At 56.5% G+C, this 19,483-nt stretch carries 15 protein-coding genes and 1 riboswitch; of the genes, 10 read left to right on the forward strand and 5 right to left on the reverse strand.

The genetic code is table 11. The features are described from left to right. Positions 1-3: 3 nt before the first annotated feature. Positions 4-92, reverse strand: a riboswitch (TPP riboswitch). Positions 93-622: 530 nt separating this feature from the next. The 5 genes from sgrR to leuA form a co-directional block, all read right to left on the reverse strand. Then, positions 623-2,281: an HTH-type transcriptional regulator SgrR gene (gene sgrR / locus SCU88_RS04040; protein WP_138095730.1), complete on the reverse strand. Its 1,659-nt coding sequence runs from the start codon at positions 2,279-2,281 to the stop codon at positions 623-625. A gap of 233 nt (positions 2,282-2,514) precedes the next feature. Then, the gene (gene leuD, locus SCU88_RS04045) at positions 2,515-3,120 is read right to left on the reverse strand and encodes a 3-isopropylmalate dehydratase small subunit (RefSeq protein ID WP_138095731.1); all 606 of its coding nucleotides are present in this window, start codon (positions 3,118-3,120) and stop codon (positions 2,515-2,517) included. A gap of 12 nt (positions 3,121-3,132) precedes the next feature. Next, positions 3,133-4,533 (reverse strand): 3-isopropylmalate dehydratase large subunit, encoded by a 1,401-nt coding sequence (gene leuC / locus SCU88_RS04050; protein ID WP_175340307.1) that lies wholly within the window; start codon positions 4,531-4,533, stop codon positions 3,133-3,135. Between the two features lie 3 nt (positions 4,534-4,536). Next, positions 4,537-5,628: a 3-isopropylmalate dehydrogenase gene (gene leuB / locus SCU88_RS04055; protein WP_138095733.1), complete on the reverse strand. Its 1,092-nt coding sequence runs from the start codon at positions 5,626-5,628 to the stop codon at positions 4,537-4,539. Between the two features lie 2 nt (positions 5,629-5,630). Continuing rightward, on the reverse strand, positions 5,631-7,202 hold the full coding sequence (gene leuA / locus SCU88_RS04060; protein ID WP_175340306.1) for a 2-isopropylmalate synthase: 1,572 nt from the start codon (positions 7,200-7,202) through the stop codon (positions 5,631-5,633). An 819-nt stretch (positions 7,203-8,021) separates the two neighbouring features. On the opposite strand from leuA, the gene ilvI reads away from it, so the two are divergent. The 10 genes from ilvI to mraY all read left to right on the forward strand — a co-directional run bounded on the left by ilvI (position 8,022) and on the right by mraY (position 19,483). Continuing rightward, entirely contained in the window at positions 8,022-9,749 is a 1,728-nt protein-coding gene (gene ilvI, locus SCU88_RS04065) for an acetolactate synthase 3 large subunit (RefSeq protein WP_175340305.1), read from the forward strand. A 2-nt stretch (positions 9,750-9,751) separates the two neighbouring features. Then, positions 9,752-10,246 carry an acetolactate synthase small subunit gene (gene ilvN, locus SCU88_RS04070; protein WP_138099151.1) on the forward strand — a complete coding sequence of 165 codons (495 nt, stop codon included), beginning with the start codon at positions 9,752-9,754 and terminating at the stop codon, positions 10,244-10,246. Positions 10,247-10,444: 198 nt separating this feature from the next. After that, on the forward strand, positions 10,445-11,449 hold the full coding sequence (gene cra / locus SCU88_RS04075) for a catabolite repressor/activator (protein ID WP_175340304.1): 1,005 nt from the start codon (positions 10,445-10,447) through the stop codon (positions 11,447-11,449). 561 nt (positions 11,450-12,010) lie between these two features. After that, positions 12,011-12,469, forward strand: a complete 459-nt coding sequence (gene mraZ, locus SCU88_RS04080) for a division/cell wall cluster transcriptional repressor MraZ (RefSeq protein ID WP_175340303.1) — start codon at positions 12,011-12,013, stop codon at positions 12,467-12,469. Between the two features lie 3 nt (positions 12,470-12,472). After that, positions 12,473-13,414, forward strand: a complete 942-nt coding sequence (gene rsmH, locus SCU88_RS04085) for a 16S rRNA (cytosine(1402)-N(4))-methyltransferase RsmH (protein ID WP_175340302.1) — start codon at positions 12,473-12,475, stop codon at positions 13,412-13,414. Further along, entirely contained in the window at positions 13,411-13,776 is a 366-nt protein-coding gene (gene ftsL, locus SCU88_RS04090; protein ID WP_138095739.1) for a cell division protein FtsL, read from the forward strand. The genes rsmH and ftsL overlap by 4 nt, the downstream gene beginning before the upstream one ends. Positions 13,777-13,811: 35 nt before the next feature. After that, a complete protein-coding gene (locus SCU88_RS04095) occupies positions 13,812-15,578 on the forward strand; it encodes a peptidoglycan glycosyltransferase FtsI (RefSeq protein WP_138095740.1) in 1,767 nt (588 codons plus the stop codon). Beyond that, positions 15,565-17,052 (forward strand): UDP-N-acetylmuramoyl-L-alanyl-D-glutamate--2,6-diaminopimelate ligase, encoded by a 1,488-nt coding sequence (murE, locus tag SCU88_RS04100; protein ID WP_175340301.1) that lies wholly within the window; start codon positions 15,565-15,567, stop codon positions 17,050-17,052. The genes SCU88_RS04095 and murE overlap by 14 nt, the downstream gene beginning before the upstream one ends. Further along, positions 17,049-18,407, forward strand: coding sequence for a UDP-N-acetylmuramoyl-tripeptide--D-alanyl-D-alanine ligase (gene murF / locus SCU88_RS04105; protein ID WP_175340300.1), 1,359 nt, complete (start codon positions 17,049-17,051; stop codon positions 18,405-18,407). The genes murE and murF overlap by 4 nt, the downstream gene beginning before the upstream one ends. Then, positions 18,401-19,483: a phospho-N-acetylmuramoyl-pentapeptide-transferase gene (gene mraY, locus SCU88_RS04110; protein ID WP_138095743.1), complete on the forward strand. Its 1,083-nt coding sequence runs from the start codon at positions 18,401-18,403 to the stop codon at positions 19,481-19,483. The genes murF and mraY overlap by 7 nt, the downstream gene beginning before the upstream one ends.

A 19,483-nucleotide genomic window follows, 5' to 3' on the forward strand; every position in this document is an offset into this window, starting at 1 on the left:
GATTTTGGGCGTGGCCTCAAATCCCTCCGCCGGTGTTATCCGGATCAGGTTCGACGGGTATCTCTCAGCTCGTGGCACCCCGTTGAGAATGGCCCACATTGTAATGAGTTAACGGGAGTAGCGAAAGGCGCGTGGGGGATTAAGGAAACCGCCCCTTACGGGGCGGCTACCGGGCTTACCTGCCTGGTACGACAATCGTCACTGAAAATGCGTTATGGGAGATATTCCATCCCCCATTTCCGGATGACAGCAGTGCACCAGAAACAACGATGACAATACAAAAGTACCGTTTCATTGTGCGGTCCTGACTATAGACCGCTTCACGACGTCACCGCCGGAAATATCGCCGTGAGTGCAAGCACCTTGGGTGTGCTTGCGTATACGGCCATTGGACATCCTTTTCCAGGTCCGGCGCCCGCTTGCTTAAGACGGTGAAAAGGCCCGACTGAATGGTACATCTCAAAGCCTCGAACAGATACTTGACTTTAGCGAAAAAGCGGCACAGTATGCAAAAACTTGGGTGTGCTTGCGTAACATTGGACACACAACCCTGCTGGAAGGGCCGCTTACCTGACCAGCACAAAAAAACCGCCGCCATGGCGGTTTTTTTGTGCCCGAAAACTTAAGCATCCGGCGGCGCGAACCAGGCGGATTTAAAGTCGAACCAGCCCAGGGTGTTCATCCGCAGACCACGCATACTGCGCTGGCCCTGGAGCATCAGCCAGTGGTGAATAAGCGGCTGGATCTCAAGGCTGGCAAGGCGCTGGCGGCACCATTCGGCCAGATCCAGTTCGCCAGCCCGCCAGCGGCGCGCATCTTCATGCCAGTCGCCGGGAATGCAGCGCTGGAGCAGCGGTACTTCGTACAGATGGGCAAACAGTGAAAACTCCAGCGGCAGGGTAAAATTGGCGCTGTTCAGCCAGATATCGCTGATATCGTCTCCTTTATGCCACTGGTCGTAGTCCACCTCTTTAACGATCAAACTCACTCCGCATTCGGCCAGCAACTGGTGAATAATACCGCCCAGAATCTGATGTTCGGCATGGTCGCGGTAGAAGGTCAGGGTGAGAGTATCAAGGTCAGCCGGTTTCTCGACGACCTCTGGCGGTTGGGCGTGGTGCCAGCGTGGTAGCAGCCCCCAGGCCGGGAACCAGTAACGCTGATATTGTTCACCGGCCCGGTAAATGAGACTGACAGGCGAGAGAATATGGTTCAGCCAGAGTTTAATGTCATCGCGACAACCGAGTGCCGAGCGGGCGTCGAACAAAATATAGTAGCACCCCTCTTCCAGTCGGCTCTCCACGGCTTTTTCGCTGTCGCCGCTGCCTTCCAGCTGTACTCCGCAGCTGAGATCCTCGCTAATTTCCGGCAATACCCAGAAATTCACTTCGTCGATGAGCGCCCGGTAACCGAAATAGTCATCGAAGGCATGGATTTTCAGCTGGTTATTGGTATTGCGCTCTACCGCATAGGGGCCGCTTCCCACCGGCTGGCGGGCGAAGTCTGGCATCTTGCGCCATTCCCTGGGCAGTACCATGGCGGCGGAATTGCCCATCAGCCAGGGGAGCCAGCGATCGGGCTGGTTAAGGTGGATATCGAGCGTCCAGGCGGTAGGGGAGTCGATACCCACAATATGAGCGTAAAGCGGTGTGGGATTGATGCGTTGCAGCGTGTCGATAACGTCCTGCATATCCAGTTCGCGGCCGTGATGAAAATGAATGCCGGGACGCAGGTAGAAACGCCAGTGCAGCGGCGAAAGTTGTTGCCAGTGGTGGGCGATATCCGCTTCGGCTTCCCCGTTTTCCTCATTTATGCGCGTCAGGCCGCTAAAAATTTGCCGCACCACGTGGCTTTCTGAACGGCGCAGTGCGGTTCCGGGCAGAAGATTTAACAGCGGGCGATAGTAGAGTACCCGTAAAATATGGCGCCCCTGGCGGAAACTGCGACCCAGATGAGAGACGATCATCTGGCGTACCGTCTGACGATCGCCCACCAACTGAAGCAGTTGTTCGATGCGATCCTGTTCCAGTAGATCTTCGGCCCGCTGCTGCTGGAGCGTCAGCCCGGTGTAGATAAAGGTGAGCCGGGAACGCCTTCCCCGACCGGCTTCCGCCTGCCAGGTGAGCCACCCTTTCTCTTGCATGGCGTTAAGCAGGGTGCGCATATGGCGGCGTGAACAGCTCAGCATCCGGGCAAGATCGTTGAGCGTGGTCTCCTGGGATTTGCCGTCGCAGCACTGCCACAGGCGGATAAACTGTTGTTGCAGGCGAGAGGAAGGCATAAAAGGGGAACTCCATGACAGAAAGTCATCAATTTTAGTTTCCCTATATTAGGCGAATAATGGCGTCAGATGAAAGCGAGGCGCGTTGACGAATTTGCAGACGATGCGGCGTAGCAGACATCATGTGTGACTGAGTATTGGTGCGAATATCACCGGCCGACGGTTTGTTACCGTCGGCTTTTTTATGGGCGGAATTCGCAAATAAAACCCCCTCCGGGCGGAGGGGCTGTCGATTAACGGGCGAAGGCGGGCTGCCTCTGTTCCCAGGTCGAGATAGCCTCTTCGTGCTGCAGCGTCAGGCCAATGCTGTCCAGGCCATTCATCATGCAGTGGCGGCGGAAGGTGTCGATGGTGAAGGGATATTCTTTATCACCGGCGATAACCTTTTCACCTTCCAGATCTACCGTGAACTTAATGCCCGGCTGGCTTTGAACCAGTTGGAACAGTTCGTCTACCTGCTGTTCGTTCAGGGTGACCGGCAGCAGTTGGTTATTAAAGCTGTTGCCGTAAAAAATGTCGGCGAAGCTCGGTGCAATCACCACCTTAAAGCCGTAGTCGGTCAGGGCCCAGGGAGCATGTTCACGGGATGATCCACAGCCAAAGTTTTCACGTGCCAGCAGGATTGAAGCCCCCTGATACTGCGGATAGTTCAGCACAAATTCCGGATTGGGCTGCTCGCCTTTATCGTCCAGAAAACGCCAGTCGTTAAACAGATGGGCGCCAAAGCCGGTACGGGTCACCTTCTGCAGAAACTGCTTCGGAATGATCGCATCGGTATCGACGTTTGCGGCGTCCAGTGGGGCGACCAGGCCGGTATGTTGGATAAATTTCTCTGCCATGGTGTGCCTCCTTTATTTAATGTCGCGAATATCGGCGAAACGGCCGGTGATAGCGGCAGCGGCAGCCATCGCCGGGCTCACCAGATGGGTGCGTCCGCCGCGTCCCTGACGCCCTTCGAAGTTACGGTTGCTGGTGGATGCGCAACGTTCACCAGGATTCAGACGATCGTTGTTCATTGCAAGACACATGGAACAGCCTGGCAGGCGCCATTCAAAACCGGCCTCGAGGAAGATCTTATCCAGTCCTTCTTCTTCGGCCTGAGCCTTAACCGGGCCGGAGCCAGGAACCACCATCGCCAGCACGCCTGGTGCGACCTTGCGCCCTTTAGCGATGGCGGCGGCGGCACGCAGATCCTCGATACGTGAGTTGGTGCAGGAGCCGATAAAGACCTTGTCGATAGCGACATCGGTCAGCGGAACACCCGGCTGCAGCCCCATATAGGCCAGCGCTTTCTCGGCGGAGGCGCGCTCTACCGGATCGGCGAACGAGGCCGGATTCGGCACCGCATCGGTGACGGAAATCACCTGACCCGGGTTAGTTCCCCAGGTGACCTGCGGGGCAATCTCTTCGGCGTTCAGTGTGACGACGGTATCGAAGACCGCGCCTTCATCGCTCTTCAGGGTCTTCCAGTATGCGACGGCTTCGTCCCATTCTGCGTCTTTCGGCGCGTGGCGGCGGCCTTTCACATAGTTAAAGGTCGTTTCATCCGGCGCGACCAGACCTGCTTTGGCGCCCATTTCGATCGCCATGTTGCACAGGGTCATTCGCCCTTCCATGCTCAGTGCTTCAATAGCTGGACCGCAGAATTCAACCACGTGGCCGGTGCCGCCCGCACTACCGGTCTTGCCGATAATGGCCAGTACAATATCTTTCGCGGTGATACCAGGCGCGGCCTTGCCGGTGACTTCGATCTTCATGGTTTTGGCCCGACCCTGCTTCAGGGTCTGGGTCGCCAGCACGTGTTCGACTTCCGAGGTACCGATACCAAAAGCCAGAGCGCCGAAAGCGCCATGGGTGGCGGTGTGGGAGTCGCCGCAGACAATGGTCATGCCGGGCAGGGTGATGCCCTGCTCGGGCCCCATAACGTGAACGATCCCCTGCCAGGGATGGTTCAGATCGTACAGCTCTACGCTGAATTCATTGCAGTTCTTAATCAGCGCCTGCATCTGAATACGCGCCATTTCGCCCGAAGCGTTAATGTCTTTAGTCTCGGTAGAGACGTTGTGATCCATAGTGGCGAAGGTTTTTTCAGGCCTACGCACTTTGCGGTTGTGGGCCCGCAGGCCGTCGAAGGCCTGGGGAGAGGTAACCTCATGCACCAGATGACGATCGATATAGATCAGCGGCGTTTCGTTCGGCGCTTCGCGCACAACGTGGGCGTCAAACAGCTTCTGATATAAGGTTTTGGCCATGATTTATACCCCTTCTGCCACATAGCGGGCGATGATATCGCCCATCTCATCGGTACTGACTGCCTGACCGCCCTGGGCCAGATCGCTGGTGCGGATACCTTCTTCCAGTGCGCGATTGGCGGCGCGTTCGATAGCCTCAGCGGCTTCACCAGCATCCAGGCTGTAGCGCAGCAGTAGCGCCAGCGACAGGATCTGGGCGATGGGGTTGGCGATATTTTTGCCTGCGATGTCCGGCGCAGAGCCGCCCGCGGGCTCATAAAGACCAAAGCCCTGCTCGTTCAGGCTGGCGGAGGGCAGCATGCCCATCGAGCCGGTGATCATGGCGCATTCGTCGGAAAGAATGTCGCCAAACAGGTTTGAGCACAGCACCACGTCGAACTGAGACGGATCCTTAATCATCTGCATGGTGGCGTTGTCGATGTACATATGGCTCAGCTCGACATCGGGATACTGTTTGCCGATTTCGCTAACGATTTCACGCCACATCACCGAGCTTTGCAGCACATTGGCTTTATCAATGGAGGTCACCTTGTGGCGACGCTTGCGTGCCGATTCAAAGGCGATGCGGGCGATGCGTTCGATCTCGAAGCGGTGATACACCTCGGTGTCGAACGCTTTTTCATACATGCCGCTGCCTTCACGCCCTTTCGGCTGACCAAAGTAGATACCGCCGGTCAGTTCACGGACGCACAGAATGTCGAAGCCGCGTTCTGCAATGTCGGCCCGCAGCGGACAGAAACTTTCCAACCCCTGCCACAGGCGGGCCGGGCGCAGGTTGCTGAACAGTTTAAAGTGTTTACGCAGCGGCAGCAGCGCGCCGCGCTCAGGCTGTTCGTTCGGGGGCAGGTGTTCCCATTTAGGGCCGCCGACCGACCCGAACAGTACGGCATCCGCCTGTTCACAGCCTTCCACGGTAGCGGTCGGCAGCGGGGTTCCGTGACGATCGATGGCGATACCACCCACGTCGTATTCACTGGTGGTAATACGCATATCGAAGCGCTTGCGTACCGCATCCAGTACTTTCAGCGCCTGGGCCATCACTTCCGGGCCGATCCCATCGCCCGGTAATACTGCAATATGGGTGTTTCTGGACATGTTCACACGGTTTCCTGATTCTGTTTTTTAGTCTGAGCTTTGCGTTGTAATTCTTTTTCCACTTCGGCGGCGCGCCAGATATTGTTCAGCACATTAACCATGGCCTGAGCGGAAGATTCTACGATGTCGGTTGCCAGCCCTACGCCGTGGAAGCGACGGCCGTTATAACGGGCGACCACATTAACCTGGCCCAGCGCGTTTTCGCCGTGGCCTTTGGCGCTGAGCTGATAATTCACCAGCTCAATGGCGTAACCGGTAATTCGGTTAATTGCCTGGTAGACGGCATCGACCGGACCATTCCCGGTGGCGGCTTCCGATTTAATGTTGTCGCCGCAGGCTAATTTCACTGAAGCGGTTGGCATGGTGTTAGAGCCGGACTGAACGGTGAAGTAGTCCAGACGATAATGCTCCGGCTCTTCCTGCTGTTTATTAATAAAAGCGAGGGCTTCCAGGTCGTAGTCGAACACCTGGCCCTTTTTATCGGCCAGCTTCAGGAAGGCGTCGTACAGCTCGTCCATGTTGTAATCGCTTTCCTGGTAGCCCATTTCGTCCATACGATGCTTCACTGCGGCGCGGCCGGAGCGTGAGGTCAGGTTCAGCTGCACCTGGTTCAGACCGATGGATTCCGGGGTCATGATTTCGTAGTTTTCGCGATTCTTCAGTACGCCATCCTGGTGGATGCCGGAAGAGTGAGCAAAGGCGTTGGTTCCCACTACCGCTTTGTTGGCCGGAATCGGCATATTGCAGATCTGACTGACGGTCTGGCTGGTACGCCAGATTTCATGGTGGTTGATATTGGTGCGCAGGTTCATCATTTTGCTGCGCACCTTGATAGCCATGATCACCTCTTCCAGCGCGCAGTTTCCGGCTCGCTCGCCCAGACCGTTCATAGCGCCTTCGACCTGACGGGCGCCGGCTTCAACGGCGGCGATGGCGTTACCGACCGCCATGCCCAGGTCGTCATGGGTATGGACTGAGATAATCGCTTTATCGATGTTTGGCACGCTGTTACGCACTGATGCGATGATGTTGCTGTATTCGGCTGGCGTGGTGTAACCCACGGTATCCGGCAGGTTGACGGTGGTGGCGCCGGCATCGATTACGGCTTCCAGCACCCGGGCCAGGTCCGCCACCGGTGTACGACCGGCATCTTCGCAGGAGAATTCGACATCGTCGGTATAGTTACGGGCGCGCTTCACCATATACACGGCGCGTTCGATGACTTCATCCAGCGTACTACGCAGTTTGGTGGCGATATGCATGGGCGAAGTGGCGATAAAGGTGTGGATCCGGAAGGCTTCGGCCACGCGCAGCGACTCGGCGGCGACGTCGATGTCTTTTTCCACGCAGCGGGCCAGGGCGCAGACGCGGCTGTTTTTGACCTGACGGGCAATGGTCTGTACCGACTCGAAATCACCGGGGGAAGAGACCGGGAAACCCACTTCCATCACGTCGATACCCATACGCTCCAGCGCCAGGGCGATTTGCAGCTTCTCTTTCACACTCAGGCTTGCCTGCAACGCCTGTTCACCATCGCGTAAAGTAGTATCAAAAATAATGACTTGTTGGCTCATGGGTTCGGTCCTTTGTTTTATCAGGCGCCCTGCTTCGAGCATAAAAAAACCCGCGCAGTGGCGCGGGTTTTTGTTTGTCTGGTGAGTCGGATTAATGTTTACCGCTACCCGCCAGCCTACCGCGCACAGTGAAGGCGTTTAGTAGTAGAGCCAGAGAGTGGTGAGCGATAAAAATCATTAAGTCCGCCTCATCAAAATTAAGTATGTATTAGTGGTACGTTATCTGGCTTGCGGAGTCAACCCCTCGAAATGATTCATATTGCAGGACCAGCCAATGACTGTATTGGTAAAACCAGGTGGATAAACTGCTTATCTAATAAGAGATGGAATGAATGACTGCTTAATGGCGATATTCCTGCTGGTTTTTTTGGTAAATGAGGCCACTGAAAGTTTGCATTAATTTCACGAACAGGCGAAATTTTTTCGGGGCGCGGTGGTGTGAAGCTGTGTTCATCTGACTGAATGCCCCATCGAAAGGGGCCTGTCTGAGAGGCGTGTCAGTGAGCCGGTAGCCACTCGTCCGTAGTGCTTTGAATTAGATTTTATTCTGATAAATTCCTCTTTATATGGTTTTTTATTTGTATGTATCACTCTGAAGTGGTTATTTTGGCTGTATGTTGCAGTTGATTTAGTGAATGGCAAAAAAAAGGCGGCGGGAGATGAGCCGTTAACGCATTGCCTGCCCGATTTTCAGAGGTTATGTTAGAAAAATGCTTTCCTTAATATCCTAAAAACGGGCGAGGGTACTCACCCGCGCCGTGACTGTATGGAAATGAGTTCCGTAGTCAGTCGCTAAACAAAAAAGCCTGGAGGCAAACCATGGAGATGTTGTCAGGAGCCGAGATGGTTGTCCGATCGTTGATCGATCAGGGCGTTAAACAGGTATTCGGCTATCCCGGAGGCGCGGTGCTCGATATCTATGATGCGCTGCACACCGTTGGGGGAATCGATCACGTGCTGGTTCGTCACGAACAGGCGGCTGTCCATATGGCAGACGGTCTGGCTCGTGCTACCGGCGAAGTGGGTGTGGTGCTGGTCACGTCCGGTCCCGGTGCGACCAATGCCATCACCGGCATTGCGACCGCCTATATGGATTCCATTCCCATGGTAGTGCTTTCCGGGCAGGTGGCAACGTCGCTCATCGGCTACGATGCATTCCAGGAGTGCGATATGGTGGGTATCTCCCGCCCGGTGGTGAAGCACAGTTTTCTGGTGAAACAGACCGAAGATATTCCCGGCGTGCTGAAGAAGGCGTTCTGGCTGGCGGCCAGCGGCCGTCCCGGACCTGTTGTGGTCGACCTGCCGAAAGATATCCTGAATCCCGCCAATAAGCTGCCCTATGTCTGGCCGGAGACGGTCAGCATGCGTTCCTATAACCCGACGACTCAGGGACATCGGGGGCAAATTAAGCGGGCCCTGAATACCCTGACGGCGGCAAAACGCCCGGTGTTTTACGTGGGTGGCGGCGCGATTAATTCCGGCTGTGATAAAGAGTTATTGCAGCTGGCGGAAGCGCTGAATGCACCGGTCGTCTCTTCGCTGATGGGGCTGGGAGCTTTCCCGGGTACCCATCCTCAGGCGTTGGGCATGCTGGGTATGCATGGCACCTATGAAGCCAATATGGCGATGCATAATGCTTCGCTGATCTTCGCGGTTGGCGTGCGTTTCGACGATCGTACCACCAATAATCTGGCCAAATATTGCCCGAACGCCGCGGTGCTGCACATTGACGTTGATCCCACGTCGATCTCCAAAACGGTGGAGGCAGATGTGCCGATCGTCGGCGATGCCCGCCAGGTCCTCCGACAGATGCTGGAACTGCTGGATCAGGAAGCGCCGGCGGAACGACCGCTGGATGAGATCCGTGACTGGTGGCAGCAGATCGAGCAGTGGCGTGCCCGTAAGTGCCTTAGCTATCAGCAGGATAGTGAAACGATCAAACCGCAGGCAGCCATCGAGACAATCTATCGCCTGACGGAAGGAAATGCCATCGTGACCTCGGACGTCGGTCAGCACCAGATGTTCGCCGCGCTTTATTACACCTTTGATAAGCCGCGTCGTTGGATTAATTCCGGCGGTCTGGGCACCATGGGCTTCGGCCTGCCAGCAGCGCTGGGCGTTAAACTGGCGCTTCCGGAAGAGACGGTGGTCTGCGTTACCGGCGACGGCAGCATCCAGATGAACATTCAGGAGCTCTCGACGGCATTACAGTACAATCTGCCGGTGCTGGTGCTGAATCTGAATAACCGCTTCCTCGGCATGGTGAAGCAGTGGCAGGATATGATCTATTCAGGTCGTCATTCCCAGTCCTATATGGAATCGTTGCCGGATTTCGCTCGTCTGGCAGAGGCATATGGCCATGTGGGGATACGTATCACAAAGCCTCAGGAGCTGGAAAGTAAGCTGAGCGAGGCGCTGGCACAAGTGAAAAGCGGTCGTCTGGTGTTCGTGGATGTCACCGTGGACGGTAGTGAACACGTCTACCCGATGCAGATCCGCGGTGGGGGAATGGATGAAATGTGGCTGAGCAAAACGGAGAGAACCTGATTATGCGCCGGATATTATCTGTATTACTGGAAAACGAATCGGGTGCGTTGTCGCGCGTTGTTGGGCTGTTTTCTCAGCGAGGCTACAACATTGAAAGCCTGACGGTGGCACCCACCGACGATCCCACCCTGTCGCGCATGACGATCCAGACCGTGGGCGACGAGAAGATTATCGAGCAGATCGAAAAGCAACTGCACAAGCTGGTAGATGTTCTCCGGGTCAGTGAACTGGGACAGGGCTCCCACGTTGAGCGCGAGATGATGCTGGTGAAGGTGCAGGCCAGCGGATACGGCCGTGAAGAGGTCAAACGCAGCGCGGAGATCTTCCGTGGTCAGATTATCGATGTCACGCCGTCGCTCTATACTGTGCAACTGGCGGGAACCAGCGATAAGCTGGATGCCTTCCTGGCCGCCATTCGCGATGTCGCTAACATTGTGGAAATTGCCCGCTCCGGCGTGGTGGGGCTGTCACGCGGCGACAAGATTATGCGCCAGTGAGGAGACGCGGCTCACAAGCCCGGCATTCATGCCGGGTTTTTTTTGGCAAAATCGGAGTCGGGCTGATTTAAAAGCGGTTGCTCCGGTTATTATTCTGCGCTTAGATGTTAAAAGATGTAACCTCGGGGTCTTCGCGCCAGTGGTGCGAAAGTGGGCTGCAGGGCTGAGGCTACGGCTTAACGATTATAAGGGGCAATAGTGAAACTGGATGAAATTGCGCGTCTGGCGGGGGTTTCCCGCACTACGGCGAGCTACGTCATTAATGGCAAGGCAAAGCAGTATCGTGTCAGCGATAAGACCGTAGAAAAAGTGATGGCTGTGGTGAGAGAACATAACTACCATCCCAATGCCGTCGCCGCAGGGCTGCGGGCTGGCAGAACGCGCTCCATTGGTCTGGTGATTCCCGATCTGGAAAACACCAGCTATACCCGTATCGCCAACTATCTGGAGCGTCAGGCGCGCCAGCGCGGTTATCAGCTGCTTATCGCCTGTTCCGAGGATCAGCCGGATAATGAAATGCGCTGTGTGGAGCATCTGCTACAGCGTCAGGTCGATGCCATTATCGTTTCCACCTCTCTACCGCCGGAGCATCCTTTCTACCAACGCTGGGCCAGCGGTAAGTTCCCCATCATTGCTCTGGACCGTGCACTGGATCCCGAACACTTCACCAGCGTCGTAGGGGCGGATGAAGAAGATGCCGGCATGCTGGCAGCGGAGCTGCGCCAGTTTCCGGCCGAAAACGTGCTTTATCTGGGGGCATTGCCGGAACTGTCGGTTAGCTTCCTGCGTGAAAAAGGCTTTCGCGATGCCTGGCGGGACGATCCGCGTGAAGTGCAGTTCCTATACGCCGACAGCTATGAACGCGAGGCGGCTGCGCGCAGCTTTGGCCAGTGGCTGGATAACAATCCCATGCCTCAGGCGCTGTTCACCACCTCGTTTGCCCTGCTGCAGGGGGTAATGGATGTCACGCTGCGTCGTGAAGGGCGGCTGCCGTCTGAACTGGCTATCGCGACCTTTGGTGACAATGAGCTGCTGGACTTCCTGCAGTGTCCGGTGCTTGCCGTGGCCCAGCGCCACCGCGAAGTGGCTGAGCAGGTACTGGAGCTGGTGCTGGCAAGCCTTGATGAACCGCGTAAGCCACAGGCCGGTTTAACCAGAATACGTCGAAATCTTTGGCGCCGGGGTAACTTGAGTCGCGCTTAATTGAAATGGCAGCTTCGGCTGCCTGATAATTGAGACTATTCTCGTCATATGGCGTTAAAAACAGACAGCGTTTTCTGACCCATTTTTTTAACTAAGACTTTTTCCTCCCCCCGGTGTCAATTTTTTAATAGCCCGGAATGATTTTGTTACATTCACCTTCCGGAACGGAGCGAAAAAACAGCAAATATTCTGATTGTTTTTCTTCCTCTTGCCTGTCGCCAGCGTACAGACGCCATCTGGCGCTGTTCTTGCCTGGTGAATTGCCTTAAAATGCCGCCCGCGTCGCAAACTTAGCACGTAATATTTTTTTCAGGATGTCTTCAGCCTTTTTTACGATTTGCATGTCTGTTAGTCATTTTTCTACAAATATTCAGCGCGTTAATTTTGTCTCGCCCGAATCGCGGTTTTCTCTCAGGCTGTTAATCCCCTGTCAGTGACCTTTTTTTACTTTCTTATATATGGGTGTTGGCTTGACAAGCTTTTCCTCCGCTCCGTAAACTTCTTCATGTGGGAATTTGTGGGATAAAGTGGTGAAAAGGGTGAGGAGAGGGTGAGACTGGCATGTTCCGTGGGGCAACGTTAGTCAATCTCGACAGCAAGGGGCGGCTTTCCGTTCCTACCCGTTACCGGGAAAAGCTGATCGAAACCGCGATGGGTCAAATGGTTTGCACCATTGATATCCATCACCCCTGCCTGCTGCTTTATCCACTTCCCGAGTGGGAGATTATTGAACAAAAGTTGTCGCGTTTATCGAGCATGAACCCCGCGGAACGCCGCGTACAGCGACTGCTGTTGGGTCATGCCAGCGAGTGTCAGATGGACAGTGCGGGGCGCCTGTTGGTCGCGCCAGTGCTCAGACAGCACGCCGGGCTTTCCAAAGAAGTGATGCTGGTCGGACAGTTTAATAAGTTTGAGCTGTGGGACGAGGCGACCTGGCATCAACAGGTCACGGAAGATATTGACGCTGAGCAATCCTCCGCGAGCGAATTGTCGGAGCGGCTGCAGGACTTGTCACTATAAAAAATGATGGAAAATTATAAACATACCACGGTACTGCTCGACGAAGCCGTAGAGGGTCTTAACCCGCGTCGTGACGGTATCTACATTGATGGCACTTTTGGTCGCGGTGGTCATTCCCGTCTGATCCTGTCCCGTCTGGGGCCGGAAGGACGTCTGTTGGCTATCGATCGCGATCCTCAGGCAATTGCCGCCGCGCAGGCCATCGACGATCCGCGTTTTTCCATCATTCATGGACCTTTTTCTGCGCTTGGCGATTATATGCGCGAGCGCTCGCTAGTCGGTCGTATCGACGGCATTCTGCTTGACCTTGGGGTCTCTTCCCCCCAGCTCGACGACCCTGAACGTGGATTCTCGTTCATGCGCGATGGCCCGCTGGATATGCGAATGGATCCCAGCCGTGGTCGTTCGGCCGCCGAATGGCTGATGGATGCCGAAGAGGATGAGATCGCACGGGTACTGAAAACCTGGGGCGAGGAGCGTTTCGCAAAACGCATCGCCCGCGCCATCGTGGAACGTAATCGGGAGCAGCCAATGACCCGGACCCGCGAGCTGGCGGAAGTGGTGGCGGCAGCTACCCCGGTCAAAGACAAGCATAAACACCCCGCGACCCGTACCTTCCAGGCGGTGCGCATCTGGGTAAACAGTGAACTGGAGGAGGTAGAGCTGGCGCTAAAAGGCTCGCTGGACGTACTTGCCCCGGGAGGGCGGCTTTCCATTATCAGTTTCCACTCGCTGGAAGATCGGCTGGTGAAGCGCTTTATGCGTGAATACAGTCGTGGGCCTCAGGTGCCGGCGGGGATCCCGATGACGGAAGCGCAGCTTAACCAATTGGGCGGTCGCCAGCTGAAAATAATAGGAAAAATGATGCCGGGTGCAGAAGAAGTGGCGGACAACCCTCGAGCCCGGAGTTCAGTTCTGCGTATTGCAGAGAGGACGAACGCATGATTAGCAGAGTGACAGAGGCCCTGAGCAAAGTAACCGGGTCGATCGGAAGCAACGAGCGTCATGCTTTGCCTGGCGTAATCGGAAGCGACCTGTTGCGATATGGGAAGCTGCCACTCTGTCTTTTCATTGCCATTATCGTCACTGCCATTTTTGTGGTCACCACCGCGCACCATACCCGCCTGCTTACCGCCCAGCGCGAGCAACTGGTACTGGAGCGCGACGCGCTGGATATCGAATGGCGCAACCTGATTCTGGAAGAGAATGCACTTGGCGATCACAGCCGGGTGGAGCGTACGGCCACGGAGAAACTGCATATGCAGCATGTGGATCCGGCGCAGGAAAATATCGTGGTGCAGAAGTAGATGTTTTTGATGAAGTCTAAGGAACCAGGTAACCAATGAGAGCCGCGACGAGATCGCAAAAACCGAAGCGTCAGGACGATCAGGCCAACTTTATCAGTTGGCGTTTTGCGTTGCTGTGCGGCTGCATTCTGTTAGCACTGGCGTTTCTGTTGGGACGCGTGGCCTGGTTACAGATAATTAATCCCGACATGCTGGTTCGTCAGGGGGATATGCGTTCACTGCGCGTTCAGGAGGTTTCCACCTCGCGCGGCATGATTACCGACCGTGGCGGACGTCCGCTGGCGGTCTCGGTACCGGTGAGCGCCGTCTGGGCTGACCCGAAAGAGCTGCATGCCGCTGGGGGAATTACCCTCGACAACCGCTGGCAGGCGCTGGCGGATGCGCTGAAGATGCCGCTGGATCAGGTAGCGAAGCGAGTAAACGCTAACCCTAAGGGGCGCTTTATCTATCTGGCGCGTCAGGTGAATCCGGATATCAGCGATTACATTAAAAAGCTCAAGTTGCCGGGCATTCATCTGCGTAAAGAGTCTCGTCGTTACTATCCTGCCGGGGCAGTAACGGCGCAGATTATCGGTTTTACCAACGTCGACAGTGAAGGGATCGAAGGCGTTGAGAAGAGTTTTGATAAGTGGCTGACGGGGCAACCCGGTGAGCGCATCGTGCGTAAGGATCGCTATGGACGGGTGATCGAGGATATCTCCTCTACCGACAGTCAGGCGGCCCATAACCTGGCGCTGAGTATCGATGAACGCCTGCAGGCGCTGGTGTATCGCGAACTGAACAACGCCGTAGCGTTCAACAAAGCGGAATCGGGCAGTGCGGTGTTAGTGGACGTTCACACCGGCGAGATTCTGGCGATGGCGAACAGTCCGTCGTACAACCCGAATAATCTGGCGGGAACGCCGAAGGATGTGATGCGTAACCGCACCATCACAGACGTGTTTGAACCGGGCTCCACGGTGAAGCCCATGGTGGTAATGACTGCGCTACAGCGCGGTGTGGTACGGGAAAACAGCGTGTTAAACACCGTTCCCTACCGGATTAGCGGACATGAAATTCGGGACGTGGCGCGCTACAGCGAGCTGACCGTCACCGGAATTCTGCAGAAGTCGAGTAACGTCGGCGTTTCCAAGCTGGCGTTAGCGATGCCGTCCTCGGCGTTAGTAGATACTTACTCACGCTTCGGACTGGGAAAGGCGACCAATTTGGGGTTGGTCGGAGAACGCAGTGGCTTATATCCAAAAAAACAACGGTGGTCTGACTTAGAGAGGGCCACCTTCTCTTTCGGCTACGGGCTGATGGTAACGCCGTTACAGTTAGCGCGAGTCTACGCAACAATCGGTAGCTACGGGGTGTATCGTCCCCTGTCTATCACTAAGGTCGATCCGCCGGTTCCTGGCGAGCGCGTTTTTCCGGAATCCATCGTACGTACGGTGGTTCATATGATGGAGAGCGTGGCGCTGCCTGGCGGCGGCGGGGTGAAGGCGGCAATTAAGGGGTACCGAATCGCCATCAAGACCGGTACTGCCAAGAAGGTGGGTCCTGATGGACGCTATATCAACAAATATATTGCTTACACCGCGGGCGTAGCCCCTGCCAGCAACCCACGTTTTGCGCTGGTGGTGGTCATTAACGATCCGCAGGCGGGTAAATATTACGGTGGCGCCGTTTCGGCTCCGGTATTTGGCGCCATCATGGGCGGTGTATTGCGTACCATGAACGTCGAGCCGGATGCGCTGCCGACGGGCGATAAAAACGAATTTGTGATTAATGAAGGTGGGAAAACGGGTGGCAGATCGTAATTTGCATGACCTGGTGGCTCCCTGGGCGCCGCAGGCGCCGGAGCGAACGCTTCGGGAGATGACGCTCGATAGCCGCGTGGCGGCGTCGGGGGATCTCTTTGTCGCGGTAAAAGGTCATCAGGCTGACGGACGTCGTTTCATTCCGCAGGCGATAGCGCAGGGCGTTGCCGCTGTCGTGGCGGAAGCGGAAGGCGAAGCCGCCGACGGTGAGGTGCGCGAAGTTCACGGCGTACCCGTTATCTGGCTGAGCCAGCTTAATCAGCGCCTGTCCGCGCTGGCGGATCGCTTTTATGGCTCCCCGTCGCACCATTTACGTCTGGTCGGAGTCACCGGAACCAACGGTAAAACCACCACCACGCAGCTGTTGGCTCAGTGGGCGCAGTTGATGGGGGAAACCAGCGCGGTAATGGGGACGGTAGGTAACGGGCTGCTCGGCCACGTGGCGCCGACCGAAAATACCACCGGTTCAGCGGTAGATGTGCAGCAGGTACTGGCTGGTCTGAAAAGTCAGGGCGCGACCCTGGCTGCGATGGAAGTGTCTTCTCACGGCCTGGTACAGCATCGCGTTGCCGCGTTGCATTTTGCGGCCGCTGTCTTCACCAACCTGAGCCGCGATCACCTCGACTATCACGGTGATATGGCGCATTACGAAGAAGCCAAATGGCAGCTCTTCTCCAACCATCACTACGGTCAGGCGATTATCAACGCCGATGATGAAACCGGTCAGCGCTGGCTGGAACAACTGCCGGACGCGGTAGCGGTCTCGATGGAAGACCGGGTTAACCCGAACGGTCATGGCCGCTGGTTGAAAGCAACCGGCGTCGATTACCACGACAGCGGCGCTACCATCCGCTTCAGTTCGAGCTGGGGCGAGGGCGAAATCGAAAGTCGTCTGATGGGGGCTTTTAACGTCAGCAACCTGTTGCTGGCACTGGCGACGCTACTGGCGCTGGGCTATCCGCTGGAGAAACTGACGGAGAGCTCCGCACGACTGCAACCGGTGTGTGGTCGCATGGAAGTTTTCGCGGCGCCCGGTAAACCGACCGTGGTGGTGGACTATGCGCACACGCCGGATGCGCTGGAAAAAGCGCTGGAAGCGGCGCGTCTGCACTGTAAAGGCCAGCTATGGTGCGTCTTTGGCTGCGGTGGCGATCGCGACAAAGGTAAACGTCCTTTGATGGGCGCCGTGGCTGAAGAGTTCGCAGACCGGGTGGTGGTAACAGATGATAACCCGCGTACCGAAGAGCCGCGGGCCATCGTAGAGGATATCCTGGCCGGTATGACCGATGCCGGGCTTGCCCGAGTGGTGGCGGGGCGTGCCGAAGCGGTGACTAACGCCATTATGCAGGCAGGAGCCGACGATGTGGTGTTGGTGGCCGGGAAAGGACACGAAGACTATCAGGTCGTTGGCAATCGCCGTCTGGACTATTCGGATCGCGTCACCGTCGCGCGACTGCTGGGGGTGGTGGCATGATTAGCCTGTCACTGAGCCAGCTGGCGCAGGCGGTTAATGGTCGTCTGGTCGGCGCCGATGGTGTCATCGAGGCGGTGACTACCGACACGCGTAAAGTCACGCCGGGCTGTCTGTTTGTCGCGTTGAAGGGCGAGCGTTTCGACGCCCACGATTTTGTCGACCGGGCGTTGGAAAGCGGCGCGGGTGCGCTATTGGTGAGCCGCGAGCTTGCCGTTAAGGCGCCGCAGGTGGTGGTTGAAGATACCCGCCACGCCTTCGGGCTGCTGGCCGCCTGGGTGCGCCAGCAGGTACCGACCCGGATTGTGGCCCTGACCGGTTCTTCCGGCAAAACCTCGGTAAAAGAGATGACTGCGGCGATTCTGCGCCAGTGCGGCAACACTCTCTATACCGAGGGCAATCTGAACAATGATATCGGCGTGCCGATGACGCTGCTGCGTCTGGCGCCGGAACATCAATACGCGGTGATTGAGCTGGGGGCGAACCATCAGGGTGAAATCGCCTGGACCACCAGCCTGACGCGGCCGGAAGCGGCGCTGGTCAATAACCTGGCGGCGGCGCATCTGGAGGGTTTCGGCTCGCTGGCAGGTGTCGCGAAGGCGAAGGGGGAGATCTTTGAAGGTCTTTCTTCTGAAGGAACGGCGATTATCAACGCTGACAGCAACGATCTGGAAAACTGGCGCGGGATCATTGGCAATCGCCGCACCTGGCGCTTTTCTCCCGACGCGGCGGGCTGTGATTTCAGCGCCAGCGACGTGCGGATTCGCGCTGATGGCACTCACTTTATGCTGAATACCCCCGATGGAACCTTTGAGGTGACACTGCCGCTGCCGGGTCGCCATAACATTGCTAACGCGCTGGCAGCGACGGCGCTGGCGATGGCGGTTGGCGCCGCGCCCCAGGCCGTACAGCAGGGGCTGGCGCAGTTGAAAGCGGTTCCCGGACGCCTGTTCCCGATTGTTCTTTCAGAAAATCAACTGCTGCTGGACGATAGCTATAACGCCAATGTGGGCTCAATGACTGCTGCGGTGCAGGTTCTGGCGGAAATGCCGGGTCAGCGCGTACTGGTGGTGGGCGATATGGGCGAGTTAGGAAGCGAAGCACAGGCGTGCCACCGTCAGGTGGGCGATGCGGCTCGTGCTGCGGGAATCGATAAGGTGTTGAGCGTAGGCGTTCTGAGTCAGGCGCTGAGCCATGCGAGCGGTGTGGGCGAACATTTTAATGATAAACAGGCTCTGGTAGCGCGTCTGAAAACGCTGCTGGCCGGAAATGCCGCGGTAACAATTTTAGTGAAAGGTTCACGTAGCGCTGCCATGGAACAGGTGGTGCAAGCAATACAGGAGAAGGGGACATGTTAGTCTGGCTGGCCGAACATCTGGTCCAATTTTATTCTGGCTTCAACGTCTTTTCATACCTGACGTTCAGGGCCATTCTCAGCCTGCTGACAGCGCTGTTTATCTCTCTGTGGATGGGGCCGCGACTGATCGCTCGCCTGCAGGAGCTCTCTTTCGGTCAGGTGGTCCGTAACGACGGTCCGGAGTCCCACTTCAGCAAACGCGGGACCCCGACCATGGGCGGGCTTATGATCCTGACGTCGATTGTGATCTCCGTACTGATGTGGGCCTATCCTTCCAACCCCTACGTCTGGTGCGTGCTGTTCGTGCTGGTGGGGTATGGCATTGTGGGCTTCGTGGATGATTACCGCAAAGTCGTGCGTAAAGACACCAAAGGGCTGGTGGCCCGCTGGAAATATTTCTGGATGTCCGCCATCGCGCTGGTGGTGGCTTTCGTTCTCTATATTACCGGCAAAGGAACCCCTGCCACCGAACTGGTGGTGCCGTTCTTTAAAGATGTGATGCCCCAGTTGGGGATTTTCTACATTCTGCTGGCCTACTTTGTGATTGTCGGTACCGGGAATGCGGTAAACCTGACGGACGGTCTGGATGGTTTGGCGATAATGCCGACGGTACTGGTTGCCGCAGGCTTTGCGCTGGTGGCCTGGGCCACCGGGAACATGAACTTCGCCGGTTATCTGCACATTCCCTATCTGCGTCACGCGGGGGAACTGGTGATTGTCTGTACGGCCATTGTTGGCGCGGGGCTGGGTTTCTTGTGGTTTAACACCTATCCGGCGCAGGTCTTTATGGGCGATGTGGGCTCGCTGGCACTGGGCGGTGCGCTGGGCGTGATTGCGGTGCTGCTGCGTCAGGAATTTCTGCTGGTCATTATGGGTGGAGTCTTCGTGGTGGAGACGCTGTCGGTCATTCTGCAGGTAGGCTCCTTTAAGCTACGCGGTCAGCGCATTTTCCGGATGGCGCCTATCCATCACCACTATGAGCTGAAAGGCTGGCCGGAGCCGCGAGTTATCGTGCGGTTCTGGATTATTTCACTGATGCTGGTCCTGATTGGGCTGGCGACGCTGAAGGTACGTTAA

Origin of the sequence: Jejuibacter sp. L23 (assembly GCF_050815825.1) — a bacterium.
Classification (GTDB): domain Bacteria; phylum Pseudomonadota; class Gammaproteobacteria; order Enterobacterales; family Enterobacteriaceae; genus Jejubacter; species Jejubacter calystegiae.